Consider the following 23,611-nt stretch of genomic DNA (forward strand, 5'->3'; position numbering starts at 1 on the left):
TTGCCCAGGTTTAACCATTACCAATTGCGCATTAAAGTGTCTGTGGATTAAACATTTAACAAAAAAAATCGTATCTTATTAGTGAAAGAAAACGATAACTCTAAATACATACTACCATGAAAAAACTATTTGGATTGGTCTTGTTGATGCTAATTTTGATCTCTGCCACAAAATTCGCCTCTCCAATGCCAGAATCAATGCACTCAATTGAGGGAACTTGGGAACTACAGAGTTTTTATAATTATGATGACGGTGTCAATATTTCGGACACTGTTCCAACAGTCGAAGGCTATCGACAGGTAAAAATGTACTACAATGGCAAAATCATGTGGAGCAGACATGCCCCCAAAGATTCTTTGGACTGGTTTGGTTATGGAACTTACAGAATTACTGCAGATTCACTTATAGAGACACTGGAATATGGTTCTGCGCCAATGATGTCAGCCCTAGATACGCTAAGGGTCTTCAGGTTCGAATTGGAAATGACCAATGACACCTATAGTCAAATCAGTTTTGATGAAGAGGGTAACCGAACTTTTTCAGAAAATTATAAACGCATAGATTGAATTAGCACTCCATTAAAAAAGGCACCCTATAGGGTGCCTTTTTTAATTTTATATCGCATGGTCTCTTAAGAAACTACAGCTTCTTCACTCTCAACAGAGGCCAAATAACGCTCGGCATCCAATGCAGCCATACAACCGGTGCCAGCAGCTGTAACTGCTTGACGGTATTCTTTATCCTGAACATCTCCGCTTGCAAAAACTCCGGGCTTATTGGTTTTTGTGGATTTTCCCTCAGTGATAACATACCCTGTGTCGTCCATATCCAGTTGTCCTTTGAAAATGTCTGTATTTGGTTTATGTCCAATCGCTATGAAAAGTCCAGTAATGGCAATATCTTCCTTCTCCCCTGTTTGGTTGTTCACCATTCGTAAACCTTCAACAACTTGATCTCCCAATACCTCATCGACCTCGGTATTGTAACGGATTTCAATATTATCCAAACTGTTTACTCTATGTTGCATGGCCTTGGAGGCTCTCATATAATCCTTACGAACCAACATGGTAACTTTTGAACAAATATTGGCTAAATAAGAAGCTTCTTCTGCAGCAGTATCTCCAGCTCCAACTATGGCGACATCCTGGCCTTTATAGAAGAATCCGTCACAAACGGCACAAGCTGAAACTCCACCACCTCTCAAACGCTGCTCACTTGGAATATTAAGATATTTCGCCGTAGCCCCTGTTGATATGATAACCGTTTCTGCTTCAATTTGCTTGCTATCGTCAACGGTGATCTTATGAATACCACCCACCTCATCGCTAAAGTCAACAGCCGTAACCATTCCAATACGGACTTCAGTTCCAAAGCGTTCTGCCTGTTGTTGTAATTGCACCATCATTGTTGGTCCATCAATACCTTCTGGATATCCTGGAAAATTATCGACTTCAGTTGTTGTGGTCAACTGACCCCCAGGTTCCATACCAGTGTACATCACAGGTTTTAAGTCAGCTCTGGACGCATAAATTGCAGCTGTGTATCCCGCTGGGCCTGACCCTATGATCAATGTCTTTATTCTTTCTATCTCTTCTGACATAATAAAAAATCTACGCTTGAATATTAGTTCTACAAAAGTAGGTTTTTTGTGCAGAAACTTACATTTGGGTTATCATCATTTACCAACATCCAAAAAAAAAGAGCTATTGGGGAATAGCTCTTTAATTCATTATTGTAGGCCAAGTTAATTTATGCTTATATAAGATATAAAACCGTTACAACCAAGAGGCTCAACCTCAAAACCCCTTGGCGCAACGGAAACCTCTTAAAATTAAGATATACACGGATGAACACTATAAAGCAAATATCCTATCTCGTCTTTTTGGGAGGTTATTTCATGATATGAATCGCCTATCTGGAATTCTTTGGTAAACATACAATCGAAATTAACCTTAGGTATGGGTTAATTAATCAATGAGGTATTCTCGACAATGAATGACCCATTTGAATTCACCTCCGAAAATTGTTCTTTCGAAACCGAGTTATTTATCAAAGGGAGTACAGCGTTTTAAGTGCTAATTGAATGGGACATCTCTTATTTATATAAGTCAAGAAGTTGAATGCAAAATACCCTCACCCTATGTTTTTATTTCTTTGTACATTCCCGGATATTGGTCATTCTTTTTGATATAGCCATAAGAGGAATAAAATTGTTCAACACCTTCTGCCGCATCAATCCAGCAAGTGGATTATGTGTTTCTAAGAATTCAAAAAATCATCTTGAAAACCATTTAATCAATGACATTAGATTTTGACTAGCTCCACCAAAGGAGCTATTCATCGACTATTTCGGCACGGTTACTTAAAGAATGATATCAAAGAAAGTTATCCACCTCACTATAGGCTTCAATAACCCTTTTCTCACCTTCTTTACCCTGAACGGAATTTCCATGTTCCATACCAAGAATACCCTTGAAATTTTTACTATGGATAAATTTGAAGACGTTCTTATAGTTGATCTCGCCTGAAGTGGGCTCATTTCGACCAGGATTGTCTCCTATTTGAAAATAGGCGATTTCATCCCAACAAGCTTCAATGTTTGGAATAAGGTTTCCTTCTTGGATTTGTTGATGATAAATATCAAAAAGTATTTTGCAGGAAGGTGAATCCACCGCTTTGCAAATTTCATAGGCTTGTGGGCTCTCTGCCAGAAAAAGACCGGGGTGATCTCTGAAGTTTAAAGGTTCCAACACCATAACAAGACCATGCGGTTCTAAAATATCGGAAGCTCTTTTTAGAGATTCCACAACATTTGCGGTTTGATAACCCATGTTCAGCCTTAAATCAACATGACCTGGCACAACAGTCATCCATTTGGCGTTTACCCTTTTCGCAACTTCTACCGATTCTTTAATTTGCGTAAGAAACTCATCACGCATGCCTTGGTCTCCACTGGCAAGATTGGGTTTTTGCCAGTATATTTTGTGAGCTACAAACACCCCCATTGAAATGCCTTTCTTTGACATTGTGGAGGCCATTTTTTCCTGAAGATTTAAAGTTCTGCCTTTCATCTCGTTATCTTCAAAAGCAGTAAATCCCTGATCTGCCATAAAGTTTAACTGATCAATGGGATCAGCACCAGCATGGTTTTTAAACATTCCTAAATGTGGGGCATATTTCAGGTTAAAATCTTTATATATGGCTTGATTCTTACTTTGTCCCATCAACATACCTGGAACAATTCCCACCGCAGATGTTGCTGCCATTGCATTCACAAAACTTCTTCGCTTCATTCTTTACCATTTTAGTAGGGCACGTTAATTTCATAGTATTAGCAATACCCGCAAACTTGAAAAATGTAAGTTAAACAATTTGATCTTTTTGATCTTTTACTTTTGATTATTTCTTTTACCATTACTATTGAATTGTGTCAAAAACCACTTTTAAAAAACAATCTATATATTGATGAAGTCTATTGGCCAATACTGGTCCAATGAATTTAGAGCCAGGGCGCTTTGATATACCTGAAACCTATGTTTTGGCATCCAAATACTAACTTTTTTGAAATTTGAAAACACTTTTAAAATTTATAAAGCGAATGTTACTTACCATTTTGGCCCTAATAGGAATATTGGTCATCTTCTATCTCATTTTTGTAAACTTTTATCCCAGCTTGGGCGGAGATGTCTCTGAAAAAAGAAAAAACCAATATCTGTCCTCCGAACAATTCTCCGAAGGGGTTTTTAAAAATGTGAAGGATGTACCTAAAAACCAAAGTTTCTCCGAAACCCTGAAAATTGCACGAAAATTTTTCTTTGAAAAGGTAGAAAAGGGTAGACCCAACAAGGCATTATCGATACATCAGATAGATTCCCTTGAGCTTGCCAATTACATGGGAACCTCAAGACTAATTTGGTTTGGACACTCTGCTTTTTTATTGCAAATGGATGGAAAAAATATTCTGATTGACCCCATGTTCGGGGAAGTCCCGGCACCTCATCCTTTGCTGGGAGCCAATCGATTTTATGAGAATTTGCCCATTGCGATTGAAAAATTACCAGAAATAGATGCAGTTCTTATTTCCCATGATCATTATGATCATTTGGATTATGAATCGATTAAAAAGCTAAAAAACAAAGTAAAACTTTTCTATGTGCCTTTAGGTGTTGGGGTACATCTTGAAGCATGGGGAGTGGCGAAAGAATCTATCACCGAACTGGACTGGTGGCAAGAGGTTTACTATCAAGACCTTCAATTTGTTTGTACTCCAGCCCAACATTTCTCTGGAAGAAAATTGAATAATGGACAGAGTACGTTATGGAGTTCGTGGGTAATCAAATCACAAACAGAAAATATCTTCTTCAGTGGTGACAGTGGTTATTCAACCCACTTTAAAGAAATTGGCGACACCTATGGTCCTTTTGATTTTGCCATGCTCGAATGCGGGCAATACAATAAAATGTGGCCCGAGATCCATATGTTTCCAGAAGAAACAGTGCAAGCGAGTATTGATTTAAAATCCAAGATTTTTATGCCGATACATTGGGGTGCATTTAAATTGGCGTTACACTCTTGGACCGATCCGATTGAGCGGGCTGCCATAAAGGCCGAAGAACTGCAAGTTCCCATATTAACTCCTGAAATAGGAGAACCTATAATTCTGGAAGAGTTAGCCAATGACGTATCCAACTGGTGGAAAGAGTAAACAAAACCACCCTATATAAAATGGAACTGGGGTGAAATTTCACCCCAATCTTCCATTAAGCTCCAAAAAATAAACAATCTAATAAATGGAAATAGTTTGCAACCTTACCATGAGGTTGGCTTAGTCTTTTTAAAATTTTAGTTTTTCATCTTTGTCCCAAAGTCCCCAATAAGCTCCAACATCGCCTTCTGAACCAACTTTCCATGACTCGTCGAAGGAAGAGAAAAAGAATATTTCAATATCCTCTTCTTCAGACCATTTTTGGGTATTCATAAAATATTTCATGAAGTTTTCAAAGGAAGGGAACGCACCCTCCAAATTTGTTCCTTGACTCGGCCAACCTGTTTCAGAAATAATGACCTTTTTACCATTTCCAGCGCGTTGTGCCTGTCGGAACATATCTTTCATATAAAGTAAGGAATAGTCCAAATCGCAACCTTCCCAAAATGGATAACAATTGGCCAAGATAACATCGCAAGCCTCGGTAATACGAGGGCGTTCTCTAAACTCATAATAAGCGTCTACATATCCTACCGTGGTCTCAGGAATGGCATCCTTGACCAAGTGTATAAAATCGAGCAATTCATCTTCGGTAAGATCGCCGCGGTACATCACCTCGTTCCCTACGGCAGCGATATCCACATATCCTTCATTGGCCAGTTTAATCAATCCTGCAATTTCCCTTTCATTGATTTCGGGGTTATCCCCCAACCAAGCCCCCACCATAGTCTTGATTCCATATTCTTTGGCTATTCTTGGAATTGCCTCATTCCCATCTGTGCATGAAAAAGACCTAATCCATTCAGTGTAGGGTTTGATGATTTTCATGCGGCGGTGAATCTGCTCTTCTGAAATCTGGTCTCCTGGTTGCTGCCCTTCCGTATATGGACTGAAACAAAGTCCGTGCATGCCATCCTCAAGAACCTGCTTACACAACTTCATTAGTTCTTTTTCACTTTTTCCAGCATAATCCAATGAAGCTAGATTAAGAAATCGTTCTGCTTTATATGACATAATTATTCTTCAATTGTTGTTCTTAATTCATTGTTCTGTAATCCACTAAATTTTAAGTGGTTTCATTTCTTCTTTTTTCCAGTTCGACTACGACTGCATTGGCACGTTCTTCCGTAATATCGTATTTACGCATGATTAGCATAGCACCTAAAGTTCCAAGTATTGGAAAAAAAGTATAAAATAATCTCATCCCGGTAATAGCACCATCTGGTTGTGTAGGAGCGTCAGGAGTGTATCCTACCCAAGCCATAAACAAACCACTTAAAAGCCCTGCAATGGCAAATCCAAATTTAACCATCCACCAATAAATTGCACCAAAAATCCCTTCTCTACGTTGCCCTGTATTGAGTTCATCTAAATCAATTACGTCTGCAGTCATTGACATCATCAAAGTAAACAAACCGCCAATACCAAATGAAAAGAAAGGTAAAGCAATCAAAAACATATAAGGTTTACCCGGAATAAATAGAAACCAAAATAAAATATATCCAATTATTGAAATTCCTTGTGATAACATAAATGTTTTTTTCTTACCCATTTTTTTTGAGATAGCATCAATTACTGGAATTACCAAAAATGTGGTTACTAAAGCACCCACACTTCCATGCAAAGTTGGCCATATCCCCGCGGCACCTGCATCTCCGTTAAACATGTAAGAAACAATTATAAAAAACGAAAATGCTGAAATAGTCATGAATGAATTGTAAATTAAAAAGGTAGCCGAACACAAAATTTTAAACTGTGGAATTCGAAAAGCCTCTTTAAAACTTGCTAAAATTTTCTTCAGATTATTAGAAATATTGTTTTTATTTATTGGCGTAAAGTCAACTCTATCTAAAGTAGATTCACTCTTAATAAATAGTGCTGGCACCAAGGCTAAGACCGTGCAAAACGCGGCGACGTAATAGGATAATTTTCTAGTTGCTGCTGGAACACTTTCAAACATTTCTGGATCATATAAAATAATCCAAAACCAAGGTACTATTACCCAAGCCCACTGACCTATCATCTGTGCTACGGCCATTATGTTTGTCCTCTCATGAAAATCGTCACTCATTTCGTAACCCATAGCAACATAAGGCACGCTAAATATGGTAAGTCCGAGATAGAAAATGAAAGAAAACACCATGAAATAGGTGAAATTATACAGCAAGCCATTTTCAGGATATAATTGCCACATTGCAATAAAGGCAATACCCATAATTATGCTTCCAGCAAAAACGTAGTGTCTTCTCCTGCCCCATTTCGATCTCGTATTATCTGAAATAAAACCCATAATTGGGTCAGTAAAAGCATCAAAAATTCTGGGCGCAAAGAATATTATTCCCCAAAGCAAAGGAGGAAAGCCTAAGCCTTTTACCAAAACCATCATGAAAATCTGCAGTGCCGCAGGAAACATCTGGTTTGCTAGCATCCCTACTCCAAAAGCCAACTTTTGGCCAATTGGAACACTTTGCATGTTAGTTGCTTGAGTCATAAAAAGGTTATTGTATCAATTTAAGTTCCTACTGATGGATATGCATTTTGCCAAAAACTAAAAAACTCCTCTACAGTTTTTATTGGTATAAATCACAAGGCGATCTACTTCTGTGGCTCCGGCAGGCATTTCTGCCAACTGTAAGCCGGGATAATCATCATCTTCCTTCCATTTTTCTATTGTTGTGCTAAAAAATGAGGAGGCAGCGGCATCTGCTTCATAAATAATCAAATCATAGGCCTCGCCCTTGTCGCCCCCAAAACGGGTAACTACCTGCCATTGACCATCTCTTTTGTAAGATGTGTTTGTATGATCGGATTGTGGATAATATCTATCGTCTGTGGGTCTAATGATTACCCAAATATCTTTCTTATGTGATTCTGGATAAACACCCATGGTCAAAATGCGACAATCCACAGAATCTTTATCGATTGGAGAGACAACTTTTACAGCATCTACAGGACCGTCAATTTTCAACTTTTTACCTATAGAAACTTGTTCCATTTGAGTGTTGTAATTGACCAAATCTGATGAATAACTACCATAAATCATCATTAAAACTCCAAGAATTCCTAAAGGTATTCCAAGCTTGGAACCACCTTTTTTACTTGCAATCAGCGCAATTAAGATAAATAAAACACCTATTATTAGTATTACCAGTTTTGTTGACATCTTATTATTTTTTTAGTTATATATTCACTTAACAATGCAACATTGTTATAATACTCCTCTTCTTTCTTCCAACTGAGCTTTAATATCCTTAGCCCTTTCTTCGGATAAACTATATTTCCACATAACCCAAATAGCTATAGCTGCGGTTACTACAGGGATAACTATATCTGCTATTCTTAATTTGGTCATCGTGTCTACCGTCTGGGTAGCCGCATTACCATCAAATCCAATTACTTTTAAAACCAGACCTCCCAAAACCAAGGCTAATCCTTGTCCAAGTTTTACTACCCACCAGTACAATGCTCCAAAAGTTCCTTCCTTCCTTGGCATTCCGTTAACAAGTTCATCTAAATCACAAACATCGGCAGTCATACTCATCATTAATGTGAACAAGCTTCCCAAGCCAAATGACATTAATGGTATTGGAACAAAAGAAAGCCAAATGTTTTCGGGTGTAAATGCCCACCACTTCATAGCATATCCAACAATAGAAAGGGCCGTTGAAATAATAAACGCTTTCTTCTTACCCCATTTGGTGGCCATTTTTGATACAATTGGAATGACTAAAAATGCCGAAACCAATGCTCCAACAGAACTAAACCAAGCCGGCCATGTGGAAGTAGCTTCATAGCTTCCATTAAAAATGTAAAAAACGAAAATAAAGAAACTAAAAGATGCCACTATTTGGTAACCGTTGAATATTAAAAAAGTAGCGCCGCATAATTTCATAAAAGGTTTATTCTTAACAGCTTCTTTTATACTTGTAAACAAATCTTTCAAATTACTGAATACTGAGGTAAGAGTTAGTTTTTTTCTATCTCCCATATGAGAAGCATCTATACCTCTACAAAAAATAGCTGGTAAAAGTCCTAGCAGCAAACAAGCGATTCCGACATACATTGCCATTGTCCTTACTCCTTCGGCTTGATTGCTAAAAACATCTGGATCGGCGATTATTACCCAAAACCACGGCACAATAACCCAAGCTAAGAGTCCAACTGTTTGCGAAAATGCCATTAAACGCGTACGCTCGTTATAATCAGAAGTCATTTCGTATCCTAAACCAACCAAAGGTGTCGCAAACATGGTGTTTCCAATAAGAAAAACCATAGACATAATTAAGAAGTACCAAAAATTATAGTCAGAAGAATTGTTCTCATCCAGTTGCCAAAGTAGAACAAAAGTTATGGCACTTAAAATGCCTCCAACAAAAATGTAAGGTCTTCTTCTACCCCATTTTGAACTCGTATTGTCCGAGATAAATCCCATAATAGGGTCGGTAATGGCATCAAAAAAACGTGGTAGTCCACCTAAAAGTCCTGCCAAAAATGGATCCATGCCAAAAGCCGTAAGCAAGAAGAACATAAAGAATCCCAAAGCTCCTGGATATAGGTTCAAAACCAAATGTCCTGCTCCAAAAGCGGCTTTTTGGCCCAAAGGGACCCTATCTGTTTTGATGGTTTTTACGTTTGACATAATAATTGTTTTAGTTAGTACTAGTTGGTTCTTTTTCCTTCGTTGCTGGTACAACTAGGGTCTGAATGGCCTTAGAGCCTATCTGTATGTTCTTCGAAAATTCTCCGAGAGCAATATTGATGTCTATAGGTTTTTGGTTTTGATTCAATAGGACAACTGCAATGGATCCATCTGGGTTTTGAGCAGCTGTCATTTGAAGCTCTTCATTAGAGTTCTCAAAACCAATCCTAACCGCACCAGGTCTTATATATTTACTGAAATGGGCCATGGTATAGTAGAGCGGCGTAAAATACACCTCATCCTTTTCAGGGTCCACAATTACCGGAGCAACACACCAGTTTTTAAACCAATTTGGACCACCCTTTGTATCCAACACCATATTCCAATCTATCCAGCCATCTACCCAATTGTTTAAACAGCCAATAATGTCTCTGGCATATCGATATACGGGAACGTATTTTGGGTGCAGGTATTTTTGGTCTTCCGGCGCCCAATCCCAACCCCAATCTGTCGCTTCTTTGGACCAATACCAAGTGTCATCCTTCCATTTTGGCACTTGCGCATCTACGCAAGCTTCAGATTGAATAAGATATTTGTTTGGTGCTTTTTCATGGGCATATTGCAGCGCTTCCGGAAATATCTCATAGGTACTTGCGTACCAATGAATAGCAGTTCCGTTAAAGTACTTGGAGCTTGCTTCGTCCTTAAACATTTCGTCAACCCATTCTTGAAGATGTTCTCGGTTTTGATCGTAACCCAGAATTTTGACATCACCTTTACCGTCTTCTTCCAGTTTCGGTCCTAAATGGTTTTGTACGAATTGGGTCATTTCAGCAGGAGAGAAATGCATGCTTTCCCAGTTATTGTCATTGCCCAAAGGTTCGTTCTCTACGGTAAAACCCCAAATATCTATTCCTTCACTCTTGTAGGCATCTATATATTTTGAGAAAAACAAGGCCCAAGTATCATAGAATTCAGGTAAAAGTTTGCCCCCTCTCCAATCGTTATTATCCTTCATCCAAGGTGGGGCTGTCCATGGGGAAGCCAATATTTTAAACCCATCTTTTGAAGTAGCCATGGCCTCTTTTATGAAAGGAATAATATCATCCTGATCTTCTTGGATAGAAAAATGTTCCAATTGTAAATCCCCTTCTATTGGGGCATAAGAATAGTTACTTAATGAAAAGTCACAGGAATTCATATGTGTGCGGGTCAGGGAATATTGAGCTCCACTCTCGCCGAAATAAGCATCGATGATTTTTGTTCGATTCTCTTCGCTCAATTTGTTCAATAGGGAAGCAGAGGCTTCTGTAAACGAGCCTCCAAACCCAGTGATGCGCTGAAATCTCTGATCGGGTAATAACCTGATTTCGGAAACAACCTCCCCTTTAGGGAAATCGGTCATTACAGTCAATGCGTTTCCTGAAGCGGACGTCTCATAGACCTCCATAGTCAACTCTTTTTTTGCGCAGGAACTTAACATTGTCACCGTTAGAAAGAAGTAAATACTTTTATTGAACATTCTCTATTCTTTTCCCCATTACACGGGATTATAACATCACAGATCTTAATGTGTTACCACATGATCCTTTTTCAATGGTGGAGCTAAAACATCTTTCATTAAAGCTTCTTTATCACCATCATAGGTTTTGGTAATTGTGTTTCCATTTCGAGTTAAACCTTTAAAGGTTCCTTGGTCCACCAAATCCCAAAGCGCATACTTTGCCTGTCCGTCCAAAGTGAACAATCCAAAATGATTTTCAGAGCCACTTTGATTGCGTGCATCTTTCCATTTCTCATTGAAAGCTTCAAAATAAAAACAGGAAATTCCAGCACTATTGGTCCATTCGCGTAAATGCTTATGGTACAAAGCCTCTTTATACTCATCGGTAGCTCTGGATCCTTTTGGGCCATAATGACCGCTTGATACGGTTGCCCAACCTGTCTCGCCGATATGTATAGGTTTGTCCATGCCCAAACTCTTAACATAGTTGGTTACCGAATCATATTGAGCCATGGCAAAAGCTTTTGACCTTAACATGGCGGCATCAATTTTTTCTTTATCTGAAAGTTCTTCTTCTTCATCGGGAACCAACCAAAATTCTGGGTTATAATGGGAATTATGATAAGCATAGGTGTGCATGGAAATGTAATCCACCGCGTTCACCAATTTTTCCAAGTCTTCGGTGTGATAACTTGAATCTCCTCCTCCCCAAGAGGAAAAATCGTCAGAGCTAGTAATCCAAAGATCTTTGGACAATTCTCCATTTTTCTTAAGTTCCTGAAGATGCGTAACCCATTTTAGGATTACTCCAGGCTGCACATAATAGCTTGTGGCCCATCTTACCATAGCTTCATTACCAACAGCCAGAATTTTCACAATTTCAGGATACTGGTTGGCCAAAGCGACCGCCCTAGCAATTTCAGCTTCATTATTTTCACTTTCAATATTGTGATCTGGTTCCAATTCGGTCCATGCATTCTTGCAGTCTATCCAGGCGCCCAGCATAACATACATTTCAAATTCTGGGTCTTCTTGTTGTAACTCTGCAATGGCCTTCAATACATTGGAAGCTTGTTGCAGTTGCACATTATAGGTTCTTACAATTTTAATACCCATGGCCGATAGTATTCTCATATCTTCCTTGAGTTCTTCTAGGGTAGGTTGTATTTCACGGGTAACCTCTCGGTATCCTCCGTAGGAAATAGCCAAATAATCTGGATTGCCTAATATGTCCTTAGCTGTCACTTCTTTTTGTATTTGGGATTTATTTTCTTCACTGTTCTTCTCTTTGTCTTTACAGGAGATGCAAAGGATCAAAACCGTTGCAACCATAGTAAATTTCATAACTGATTTCATAGTGCTCCTTTTTTTTCATCTTAGATTTTTGGTTTTAACATTGACCTGAATATGGCCAATCTCTCCAGTTCTTTTAAATAACTTATCACTAGTTTCTTTGTCTAACCAATGGGAATCAAAGCTGGAAGTAGTATGATTGTTATACATCACTTCTAGCTTTTCTTCTTCCGATAACACATAAACAATAGGTACTTGGCAATAGGTATAACAAAGGGATCCTCGGTTAAGTTCCAGTTGTTTTGCGTTACCTTCCACATCTACAAACTCAAAGGTTTTGGATGCATTCAAAAATTCGTTTTTTCGCAATAGACATGGGTTGAAATGAAGTTTTCCTTCTTTAACAAAGACTCCAAGCTCTCCGAACCGGCTTAGTATGTCTTCTTTAACCTGCCCTGTCATTCCCGGTTGCTGGGCTCCTTTACCTGCTGGGGTATGTGAATAAGGGTCTGTTGGAAATGCTCCATACAAGGATGGCGGTTTGTGAACGCCTATGCCCTCATTGATTTCATAAAAATGTTCCAATAGCCTACCTACAACCTCTTCATTTTCCTTCGTTTCTATTGCCTTTAAACAGCATTCCTCAACAGCAAGCAACAGTTTGGAAACCATATGCCAATATATTGAGCCCAATCCTTCATATCCGTAGAAGGTTCCCGATCTTCCAGTAAAGGATTTATGATTGAAGACATCTTCAAATACTTGAAGAATGTTCTCCTTTTCCGCTATCGCCAATTTTGCATATTGTGTTCGGGACAGCTCTTCCAAAGCCGTTTTAAGGTCGCCGGCATTTTTAAAATTTCCATTGAAATGGTATGCCCCATTGTCATCTTTCTCAATAATTCTTGAATAGCCTTCCGCTAACATTTCCTCAAATAGTTTTAAGGTCACAACAGCTTCCTTGGGCACATTGTTTCGTTCTGAAAATGAAGGCAATTCTTTATTAGGATACAATAAATAACTGTATTGGTCATCTCTAAACAGCTTGCTATTTTTTAATCCATCCAAGGCTTCAAGTGCTTCCAAGGATGATAGATAACCCGAACTCAATACGGCTACCTGACCTTCCAGCATTTCACTGAGATAGGATATGGATACTTCCTTGCTGTTCTCAACGGTCATTAAGTTATATGCGTGGTACAACTGGTCTCCTCTCTTATTGGCTCTTATAGAATGTTCTAAATATTGGATACTGACATCAATAAATTGCTTCAAATCGTTCATTGAAACCGCCTCCTTCTCGCCAGAGAATGCGCTGTCGTAAATCTGTTCTCTAAAAGTGCTTCCAGCACCGCCAAGACCATCCATTATTCGCTTGCGAGATTGGTCATCAATAGAGTTTGACAACAGATTTTTATGCTTATCAAGTGTTTCCCATATCTCATTAAAAAGCTCGGTAGTTTCTTTCGATATCGCAACTTCATTCAATTTAGAAGCATCCAATACTCCTTTGAAAAAATTCAAAAAACGTCTGAGATAATACAGTGTCACCATCGAAACTCCGTTGCCCACAAGTGCATTGTTGGCATCATTCCACTCGGGACGCTGGGTATTCATCCAGATACCACCTTCCGGAATAAAGTTCGATAACTTGGAGAGTACGGTCGCGAGTATTTTCTCCATGAAATTTACTCGGTAAATACTGCCGTTTTTATCTTGAAGTAATCCTCCATCAGCACCAATTGCATCTCTTCTATCTCGAATCTTTGCATCGAGTTTATGATCAAACTCTATGGTGTCCTTGGGGTTCTTTAACGTATTCTCGTAATTTTTTATACGATAGGGCACATTGGCATAAACATACTGGTCTTGGACGAAATAACGCTCCATTTTTCCTGGATTATGGTCCTGCATAAATTCCAAGAATTTGAGTAAATAGATAATCTGATGATCTCCCCAATAACCAATGTAAGACCAAGGGTCATCCGGTTCAATAATTTCCCAATCGAAACCATCTTTGGTAACCCTATAAGGGTTGTATCCATCAAAAGTTGTGGCATTCAAGAATTTATTGATCATACTCTCGATAAACTGGGGATAAGAATGTGCAAGTGCCTCCCAATTTTGGAAAATATCTCTCCAATTCCCTTCGTAATCCAGAATTTTAGATCCGTCGTTTTCATTTTTTGTGTTGATGGAAAAACGGTTCCATGGTCTACTTGGATCACCGTGCCTTCTACTAAATTTCAAGGGCATATATTCGGAACAGAGACGGCCAAAATCTTTATCTCCACTTTTATCCGCCAATTCCCCTAAATGGGATAATGTAAATGTATTTGGGAGACTTTGAATGTCATCCTTAAACTTTTGAAAAACCTCTTTATTTGCTTTTGAAATATAATTGGAAAAATCCCATTTTTCAACTTCATAATTGTTATCAAAAATTCCTCCACGCATTATATTAAAGAGGGTGTTGGAAAAATGCCGGGTATCACGAAGTCCATCCGCTGTCATTTGTATACCATCGGAGGCTGCTCCCAACTGGATCAGTCGACTGGTTCCTAGTTCAATATCTTCCTCAACTTTTTGTTGAAGTTGCTTATCTTGTTTAATGCCATTCGAGATTCCAACAATGGATGAATGGTTTTGATTGAGGTTGGCCACAAACATCCATTTCTTTTCTTCTTTTGGAGGTATGCCTAAAGCAGCATGTACAAAATATGCTCCTTTTTCAGCCTTGACGTCCATTTCCGGAGTGAGTGGAATTCCTTTTCTGAAATTTGACAATTGTAATGATGACAACAAGTGAACGGCATTTTCAAAACCAAGTGACCATACAATATTGGCCTTAAGGGCTTCACTTGGTTCTGCTTTATCCACGATTATTGCGCTTAGTGCATAAATACCCAAACCGGAGTCTACGTCTAGCTCACTGCGCTTGTATGCGTCGACCAAATTACTCTGTCTGTTTTGAAGGTCACTTCCAACTCCGCAGGGCACAATATTTTGTAGGCCATCTAAAATGGATATGTTTACCTCACTATACCCATTATTGACCAAGGTACAATGTCTAACAAATCCATAAGCATCACTAGAGCTCCATTGATATCGGAATGTCAACTCTAAATGATGGTTGATCTCTTCGAAAATAATCTTATTTCCATGTACATTTTTATACAGATTTCTAGTTACCCAGTATACACCTTGTAGTCTATCAGAAAACGGTTCCCAAAGTTGGGATTTCTCACCTTTACCAACTCTAAACAAGGTTTTACAGCCGGTTGTCTCAATAGACTCGGTAATTTTATCATCGGTGTAGTATGGGAAGAGGGCATATTCAGCATTCTTCCTGCCGGCCGATAGACCACCATTGCTTGAAATGAACATCCAGTGATCTGAGTCACTCACTATACTCATGAAAAATGGGCGAAGATTATCGCTGTTGGAAATTTTAAAATAGTACTCGTTGCCTATTTTAACCTGCTCCATTTCTTTGATATCATTTCCTGAAATTTCCTGCATTATAGATTCTTCAATCATCTTAATTATTATTCTTCAAATATTAAGTCCTAATCAACAATTCTTCTACTTCTTCCAAGGTTTTTCCCTTGGTTTCAATGACGTATCTGTACACAAAAAAGAAAGCCAACAAGGATAGTAGGGCATATATTGCAAATGTTATGGTAGGACCTAAATTGGAAAGTTCCCAAGGGAAAATCTGTGTAACTGAGAAACTCACCAAAGAATTAAAAAAACCGACTACCGATATAGCAATTCCTTTAATTTTGTTAGGGAATATTTCTGAGATTAAAGTCCACATTACTGGCCCTAAGGAAATTGCAAAAGCCGCCACATATAACAAGATAGCGATTAAAACCAACGTTGCCTCTATATCAATAAAGTTAGTTATTTCGTTTCTCTTGAAATTTAAAAATTGCTCTTCATTGAGCACCTCATTTACTTTTAGGAATAAGTCAGACTGACTATTAAAGGATTCACCCTCAATAGTTTTCAATGCTTCATGAGTTTGAGGATCGCTAACTCTTTTCAGAGCATCATCGGTAAAGCTATAGGTGGCATTATTAAATGCCAGCGCAGCCAATAGCAAAGCAATGGTCATAAATCCTGTTCCTAAAAGCAGCAACGGTTTACGACCTAATCTATCTATCAACCAAATAGCTACAAGGGTAAACATCAAGTTTGTAAGTCCTACTACTATTGCCTGTAAAAAGGAAGAATCTGTACTTCCTCCGGCTTGTTCAAAAATTGTTGGGGCATAGTAGAAAATGGCATTTATTCCAGTTATCTGCTGAAAGAAAGCTACACCCAATGCAATAATCATTATGGTGGCATACTTACTTTTGAACAAATCGGAAAACTTCCCTTTTTTTTCCTTTTTCTCTTGACCTCTTTGTATTTCTGCGACAGTTACTTCTGCATACTCTTCTCCTCCTATTTTCTGCAAAATCTTACGAGCGAGCTTTACTTTGTTAAGTTTCAGAATCAACCATCTTGGGCTTCTAGGAACTGTAAAAAGTGACACAAAATAAATTATTGCTGGGATGGCCTCAACACCAAGCATCCATCTCCAGCTTTCTTCTCCATAATTCACTAAAAAATAGTTGGAAAAATAAGCTACAGAAATCCCGATTACAATATTCAATTGATTAAACGAGACTAAGCTTCCCCGTAATTTTGGAGGAGCAATTTCAGCAATGTAAATCGGCGCTATTAAAATGGCGCCTCCAATTCCAATACCGCCAATAATCCTTGCAATTATGAATTCTAAGTATCCCGTTGCAAATGCTGACCAAGTCGCTGAAATGGTGAAAAGCGCTGCAACGACAATTAAAACCTTTTTTCTACCGAATTTATCCGCCAATGGTCCAGCCAATAGATTTCCTGCCATTGCCCCAAATATGACGCAACCAACGGAAAATCCAAGCATGGCATCTGTCATATTAAAATAAAGGGTAATGCCTTTAACGGCCCCGGATATTACGGCGCTGTCAAAACCAAGTAAAAAGCCCCCAAGTGCCACTATCAAACTAATAAGCACTGTGTAAGACTTGTTCATTTTAACTGGTTGTTGGTTGGGTAGCAAAATATGGTTGTTTTTGGGTTTTAATATTTCTGTTTGGTAGGTTGAACAGGCCGAAAATAATTTCTGACCCATTCAACAACCAATTTTCAAAATCTTCTTGAGTATTCAAGAAGCAGTAACTTCCTATTTAGATTTCCGTTACAACAACGTCATCTATAAGAACTTCACCGGCACAGGTACCTGCTCCACCACAAGTGGCTTGTATAAGCAGCGAGATACCTTCTTCTATACTGGCATCTGTAGTAAATGTACCTGTGTACGTTTGCCAAACTCCAGTTGTACTTACATCAGTAGCATTACCTAAGTCATGCGCTACAGCTGGATTTGTAGTAAACTCTGAGAATGCCAATACTTGCAGTATAGCGCCATCCACAAAGGGTGTGTTGATTTTATATCTGAAAGTAACCTGAACTCCTTGATTACCAGCAATACTCATTGCAAATCGTTCTTGTTTCAAGTTTGGAACTTGTGCTGGACCAGTGACCAATCTAGCTGAATATGTTCCCGTGTTGGCATCTGTGTCAATTACTGTAACTGCTCCGCCTCCAGCGTTAAGTTGCCAGCAAGCTGCGTCTCCAGAATTTGCTTCAAATCCACCATTTGATAATAATTCACCCATTGGTGGTGCAGGGCAACTGCCTCCACCTCCACCGCCGGAGCCATCGTTATAGAAATAAATGTTGTCCACGTATACCGTACCTATCACATCCACCACATCCAATATCAATTGGCTGAAATCGGTGGGGGTCGCTGTTAGACCTGCAGACTGAAGGTCCGCAATGGAAACATCTACAGAGGTCCAGGAACCAGCTGCAAGTGTCGTACGCTCGTCACCCCTGGTATCGTTGCCGCTGCCAAAGCCATCGCCGGCAAAGTCAACAACCCCGGTGATGAAATCAAACCCTGTCGCCGTCCATACATCGATATGGAAATTCGTCATCGTTGAGAGATCAACGCTTGTAGCGATGGTCTCGATTCCGGCAAAGTCAAGATCGGTGTATAGTTTAACATCGTCACCGGCTACCTGAACGTCCGTCTGTCCGCCTCCCGCGCTGAAACCAGCATAGAAGGTATCGACAGTGATATCCGTGTAGGCATTACTGAAAAGAGAGATCACGTCACCGGCATCCCTTACAGGTGGTGTCGGTGCAGCCACTGTTGGGGTGTCGCCTCCACCGCCGGAGCCATCGTTATAGAAATAGATGTTGTCCACGTATACCGTGCCTATCACATCCACCACATCCAATATCAATTGGCTGAAATCGGTGGGGGTCGCTGTTAGACCTGCAGACTGAAGGTCCGCAATGGAAACATCTACAGAGGTCCAGGAACCAGCTGCAAGTGTCGTACGCTCGTCACCCCTGGTATCGTTGCCGCTGCCAAAGCCATCGCCGGCAAAGTCAACAACCCCGGTAATGAAATCAAACCCGGTAGCTGTCCATACATCGATATGGAAATTCGTCATCGATGATAGGTCTACACTAGTTGCAATGGTCTCTATACCTGCAAAATCAAGATCGGTGTATAGTTTTGTATCATCTCCAGCTACCTGCACGTCGGTCAGTCCGCCGCCCGCGCTGAAACCAGCATAGAAGGTATCGACAGTGATATCCGTATAGGCATTACTGAAAAGAGAGATCACGTCCCCGGCATCCCTTACAGGTGGTGTCGGTGCAGCCACTGTTGGGGTGTCGCCTCCACCGCCGGAGCCATCGTTATAGAAATAGATGTTGTCCACGTATACCGTGCCTATCACATCCACCACATCCAATATCAATTGGCTGAAATCGGTGGGGGTCGCTGTTAGACCTGCAGACTGAAGGTCCGCAATGGAAACATCTACAGAGGTCCAGGAACCAGCTGCAAGTGTCGTACGCTCGTCACCCCTGGTATCGTTGCCGCTGCCAAAACCATCGCCAGCGAAATCTACCACACCAGTAATGAAATCAAACCCTGTCGCCGTCCATACATCAATATGGAAATTCGTCATCGTTGAGAGATCAACGCTTGTTGCAATGGTCTCGATTCCTGTAAAGTCAAGGTCGGTGTATAGTTTTGTATCATCTCCAGCCACCTGCACGTCGGTCAGTCCGCCTCCTGCGCTGAAACCAGCATAGAAGGTATCGACAGTGATATCCGTGTAGGCATTACTGAAAAGAGAGATCACGTCCCCGGCATCCCTTACAGGTGGTGTCGGTGCAGCTTCTGTTGGGGTATCGCCGCCGCCTACTGCTTCTTTATAAAAATAGATATTGTCCACATAAATAGTTCCTACAACGTCAACCACATCCAATATCAATTGGCTGAAATCGGTCGGGGTCGCTGTTAGGCCTGCCGACTGAAGGTCCGTAATGGAAACATCAACAGAGGTCCAGGAACCTGCAGCTAGCGTTGTACGCTCATCACCCCTGGTATCGTTGCCGCTGCCAAAACCATCGCCAGCGAAATCTACCACACCAGTAATCAGGTCAAACTCGGTAGCAGTCCAAACATCGATATGGAAGTTAGTCATCTCAGAGAGATCAACACTTGTGGCAATGGTCTCGATTCCTGCAAAGTCAAGGTCGGTGTATAGTTTTGTATCATCTCCAGCCACCTGCACGTCGGTCAGTCCGCCTCCTGCGCTGAAACCAGCATAGAAGGTATCGACAGTGATATCCGTGTAGGCATTACTGAAAAGAGAGATCACGTCCCCGGCATCCCTTACAGGTGGTGTCGGTGCAGCTTCTGTTGGGGTATCGCCGCCGCCTACTGCTTCTTTATAAAAATAGATGTTGTCCACATAAATAGTTCCTACAACGTCAACCACATCCAATATCAATTGGCTGAAATCGGTCGGGGTTGCTGTTAAGCCTGCTGTTTGAAGATCTGCAATGGAAACATCAACAGAGGTCCATGAACCTGCAGTTAGCGTCGTACGCTCATCACCTCTGGTATCGTTGCCGCTGCCAAAGCCATCGCCAGCAAAATCTACCACACCAGTAATCAGGTCAAACTCGGTAGCAGTCCAAACATCGATATGGAAGTTAGTCATCTCAGAGAGATCAACACTTGTGGCAATAGTCTCGATTCCCGCAAAGTCAAGGTCTGAATAAACTTTCACATCATCACCTGCCACTTGCATATCACTTACTCCACCACCAGCACTGAAGCCAGCATAGAAGGTGTCGACGGTGATATCTGTGTAGGCATTACTGAAAAGAGAGATTACATCCCCAGCATCTCGTGTTGGAGGAGCGGGTGCAGCTTCTGTTGGAGCATCTCCACCACCAGTCATGGTTTCAACCTGCTCAACATCATCCATATAGAACGTGCCTGCGGTAGTTCCAGGACCATCAACAAACATTGTTAATCTTGGGAAGCTATCGGAGGAAGTGAAATCGAATGAAATTAGTTCCCATCCTGTACCTCCATGGCTAGCTACCAACTCAGTATCGGCACCTGTTCCTTCTTCAAGCTTTACCAAAACATCAACTGGGGCATCTGCCCAGAAGTTCATTTGGATAGTCTTGTTCGTTGTTAAATCAATATCTTCTCCCAAATCGAAAAAGATTCCTTCAAATTCAGCTCCACTATTCGTAATAGCACCAACATTTGAAGTTGCATCATTAGAACCTCCTGGAGCAGGATTATCCACTACTTCAAAACTAGTTCCTCCAAATGCATTTGGGCTATAATCAACATTAGCACCATCAAAGGTAATTGGCAACATTACTGCTTCGGGAACCACGATGACCAATTCATCTTCAAAGGTATCGGATGCCCCGGCATCATTTGAGGCCGTAAGGCTTACCGAATAGGTTCCTGTTGCATACATCTTAATCGGGTCGATTTCTGTAGAAGATGTCCCATCCCCAAAATCCCATTCGTATGAATCGGAATTTTCCGAGGTATTGATAAAGGAAACGGTTCCGGTATTCTCGTCAATTAATTGGGTAAACCCAGCTAATACTTCTGGAAGCGCATTTCCCTCGTCATCCTCTTCACATCCTAGATAGGATATTGCCAAAACCATCAAGAAAATGATTTTAGCTCTGTTCAATAATAGTTTCATTTTAGTATAATTTAAAGTAGTTAGTTTATTAGTTTTCATATACCCGAACGTAATCGACAATCATGGTTTGGGGGAATTCTGTTTCGGCATTTGGGCTGCCTACAAAGGTTCCTCCAACAGCAAGATTCATCAGAATGTAAAAAGGTTTATTAAAGACCCAGGTTCCAGTTACGTCTTCTGGGGTAATCTGATTGTACAGTACATCATCCACGTAGTAATTGATGTATTCAGGACCCCATTCGATTCCAAAGACATGGAAACCGGTATCAAATCGATCACCTTCCAAAATATATTCCTTGGAAATGGCTTGGCCGCCAGAATACCCTGGCCCGTGCACACTTCCAATGAGCACTGTTGGATTCTGACCGCGATATTCCATAATGTCAATCTCACCGGCTCCGGGCCACGGATTTTCATCAATATCGGCACCAAGCATCCAAAAGGCAGGCCAAATTCCTTGCCCATAGGGCAAACGAATGCGTGCTTCGAAGCGACCATATTGTTGCTCGAACTTATCCTTTGTCAACAATCGTGAAGAGGTATACTGCGATCCTTCGAATGCCTCTTGCCGAGCTGTTATAAGCAAAACCCCGTTATCCACTTTTACATTCTCAGGACGGTCGGTGTAGTATTGGAGTTCTTGATTTCCCCATCCATTTTCACCTGTTCCTATATCAAATCCCCAAATTTGTCCATCCGGAGCACCTTCGGTATCGAAGTTATCTTCCATGACCAAGTTTGTAAACGTTGCCACTGTCTGAGTCTCGTCAGTGGAACATCCTAAAATGAAACTTATCCATGCAACGACAAGGCATTTCAGAAAAGCTGGTCTCATTATTTTTATGCTTTTAAACTTTATGTTCATAACCCTATTTTTTGCTATTGATTAACACCTGTTTACTCGGTGTAGAAATAAATGTTGTCAAATATGAAATTCGGACCTCCAACTAGGATTAGTGCACCTAGGTTGTTCTTTTGGGTTGCAATATCTCCATCTAGAGGTATTTCAAATGATGTCCATTGTCCCACGGTCAAACCAGTCAGGTCAAATCTTTTGTCTCTGTCATCACCAATTGGAAATCCGGTGTTGACATCTGTTTCTATCTCCTGGTTTGCGCCTACGTCCCTAATTTGAATTCCAACCTCAGTTCCGGCGTCTTGCACATATACATCAACATGCAGGAATGTAAGTCCTGAAGCATCAACGGTATTATCGAAAATGATTCCAGTGAAATTATTGTTGGCGTATGCCAAAACATTCCCATTTTCAGTTGAAGTCACCGAGGTTTCCGTAGTGGACCCACCGAAGCCAGGTGAGAAATTGCTGCTTGTATCACTCGTATAAGCATCACTGAAAATCGATTTTACATTGGCCGCTGGCCTTGTCGGGGTTGGTGCCGCTTGCAAGGATCCACTTGAGGTCACCTCTATAGACCCTTCCGCCCGAACATTACCTAACAATGCCGTAATGGTTGAAGTACCTGATCCCAATACTGAGATCTGCCCCAATTCGTTTACCACGGCCACTCCAATATCTGATGAAGAAAAGTCGAAGTAAGAGGGTGCGGCGGAAACCGTTTGATTCACGCCATTGTCCAAATTATAGGTTTGGGTAAGCCCTAAAACTGGAATAGTTGATCCGGTAAACGCTTGTACAGTTACATCCACACCATCAAAAATGGCAGGGCTTGGCTGGGCAACAGTGCCCAACTTTTCAAACCTGATTTCATCCAACCATAATACATAACCCCCTTCATCTCCCTCAAAAGATGCTCCTTCAGCCAACCAGAAAAGACCGGTTTCGCTTGTTAGTTTGGAAGGGTCAGGGATTGGAATCACATATTTCTGCCAGCGCGTGCTGACTCCCAAATTGTTAAGTGTCACTTGAAATTGATTACTGGTCTCGGCCGAAATACCAAATCCAATGGCATTAATGCTTGCAGCCTGGGAGGCTTTGGCATAGAACGTAAGTGCATCAAAACCTGAAAGGTCTCTAGTAACCGTCGTGTTGAAGGCAGCACCCACGAAACCGTTTCCAAATGCAGGAACATCGAACCTCATAGAGGCATCCCCAGCAAAAACATCATTGGTTTCAACCGAAAATGCTTCGGGGTCTGCACCGGCATCCACAAAAGGGAAATAATCTAATCCTGCTGAAAAGGCATCTACAAAAACATCGCCATTTGCAGGGAATGTAGCAAATTGTACTTCATCCGAAAAATCTCTTTCACAACTGCTTAATACAATACCTAGGCAGAGAAAAAGTATGGATGGTAAGCTGATTATATTCTTATTTTTCATTTTAATAGTCT

Annotated in this window: 15 protein-coding genes; 2 read left to right on the forward strand and 13 right to left on the reverse strand. The window is 40.5% G+C overall.

Annotated elements, in window-relative coordinates; all coding sequences use genetic code 11:
• The first annotated feature begins 116 nt into the window (after positions 1-116).
• A complete protein-coding gene (locus ACOKFG_RS14075; RefSeq protein ID WP_298790655.1) occupies positions 117-566 on the forward strand; it encodes a hypothetical protein in 450 nt (149 codons plus the stop codon).
• Positions 567-631: 65 nt separating this feature from the next.
• On the opposite strand, the gene trxB is transcribed toward ACOKFG_RS14075, so the two are convergent.
• Entirely contained in the window at positions 632-1,600 is a 969-nt protein-coding gene (gene trxB, locus ACOKFG_RS14080) for a thioredoxin-disulfide reductase (protein WP_298790658.1), read from the reverse strand.
• 775 nt (positions 1,601-2,375) lie between these two features.
• Entirely contained in the window at positions 2,376-3,293 is a 918-nt protein-coding gene (locus ACOKFG_RS14085) for a TIM barrel protein (protein WP_299174248.1), read from the reverse strand.
• Between the two features lie 305 nt (positions 3,294-3,598).
• On the opposite strand from ACOKFG_RS14085, the gene ACOKFG_RS14090 reads away from it, so the two are divergent.
• Positions 3,599-4,705, forward strand: coding sequence for an MBL fold metallo-hydrolase (locus ACOKFG_RS14090; protein ID WP_422861486.1), 1,107 nt, complete (start codon positions 3,599-3,601; stop codon positions 4,703-4,705).
• A gap of 129 nt (positions 4,706-4,834) precedes the next feature.
• Here ACOKFG_RS14090 and ACOKFG_RS14095 read toward each other — a convergent pair whose 3' ends face one another.
• From ACOKFG_RS14095 to ACOKFG_RS14145, 11 genes are all read right to left on the reverse strand, one after another.
• Positions 4,835-5,719, reverse strand: coding sequence for a glycosyl hydrolase family 17 protein (locus ACOKFG_RS14095; RefSeq protein ID WP_422861487.1), 885 nt, complete (start codon positions 5,717-5,719; stop codon positions 4,835-4,837).
• Positions 5,720-5,771: 52 nt separating this feature from the next.
• On the reverse strand, positions 5,772-7,196 hold the full coding sequence (locus ACOKFG_RS14100) for an MFS transporter (RefSeq protein ID WP_422861488.1): 1,425 nt from the start codon (positions 7,194-7,196) through the stop codon (positions 5,772-5,774).
• A gap of 57 nt (positions 7,197-7,253) precedes the next feature.
• Positions 7,254-7,868, reverse strand: coding sequence for a hypothetical protein (locus ACOKFG_RS14105; RefSeq protein WP_298790669.1), 615 nt, complete (start codon positions 7,866-7,868; stop codon positions 7,254-7,256).
• Positions 7,869-7,913: 45 nt separating this feature from the next.
• Complete coding sequence (locus ACOKFG_RS14110; RefSeq protein ID WP_422861489.1) at positions 7,914-9,344, reverse strand: MFS transporter; 1,431 nt, start codon at positions 9,342-9,344, stop codon at positions 7,914-7,916.
• Positions 9,345-9,354: 10 nt separating this feature from the next.
• On the reverse strand, positions 9,355-10,866 hold the full coding sequence (locus tag ACOKFG_RS14115) for a glycoside hydrolase family 30 protein (RefSeq protein WP_422861490.1): 1,512 nt from the start codon (positions 10,864-10,866) through the stop codon (positions 9,355-9,357).
• 45 nt (positions 10,867-10,911) lie between these two features.
• Entirely contained in the window at positions 10,912-12,204 is a 1,293-nt protein-coding gene (locus ACOKFG_RS14120; RefSeq protein ID WP_422861491.1) for a glycosyl hydrolase family 17 protein, read from the reverse strand.
• 15 nt (positions 12,205-12,219) lie between these two features.
• Positions 12,220-15,681 (reverse strand): hypothetical protein, encoded by a 3,462-nt coding sequence (locus tag ACOKFG_RS14125; RefSeq protein ID WP_422861492.1) that lies wholly within the window; start codon positions 15,679-15,681, stop codon positions 12,220-12,222.
• Positions 15,682-15,703: 22 nt separating this feature from the next.
• The gene (locus ACOKFG_RS14130) at positions 15,704-17,218 is read right to left on the reverse strand and encodes a sugar porter family MFS transporter (protein WP_299485905.1); all 1,515 of its coding nucleotides are present in this window, start codon (positions 17,216-17,218) and stop codon (positions 15,704-15,706) included.
• 154 nt (positions 17,219-17,372) lie between these two features.
• Positions 17,373-21,299, reverse strand: a complete 3,927-nt coding sequence (locus tag ACOKFG_RS14135) for a PKD domain-containing protein (RefSeq protein WP_422861493.1) — start codon at positions 21,297-21,299, stop codon at positions 17,373-17,375.
• A gap of 28 nt (positions 21,300-21,327) precedes the next feature.
• Positions 21,328-22,164, reverse strand: a complete 837-nt coding sequence (locus tag ACOKFG_RS14140) for a glycoside hydrolase family 16 protein (protein ID WP_299485909.1) — start codon at positions 22,162-22,164, stop codon at positions 21,328-21,330.
• A 32-nt stretch (positions 22,165-22,196) separates the two neighbouring features.
• Entirely contained in the window at positions 22,197-23,600 is a 1,404-nt protein-coding gene (locus ACOKFG_RS14145) for a glycosyl hydrolase family 16 (RefSeq protein ID WP_299485911.1), read from the reverse strand.
• Positions 23,601-23,611 lie beyond the last annotated feature (11 nt).

This window comes from Flagellimonas rhodophyticola (assembly GCF_049332665.1).
GTDB lineage: Bacteria > Bacteroidota > Bacteroidia > Flavobacteriales > Flavobacteriaceae > Flagellimonas.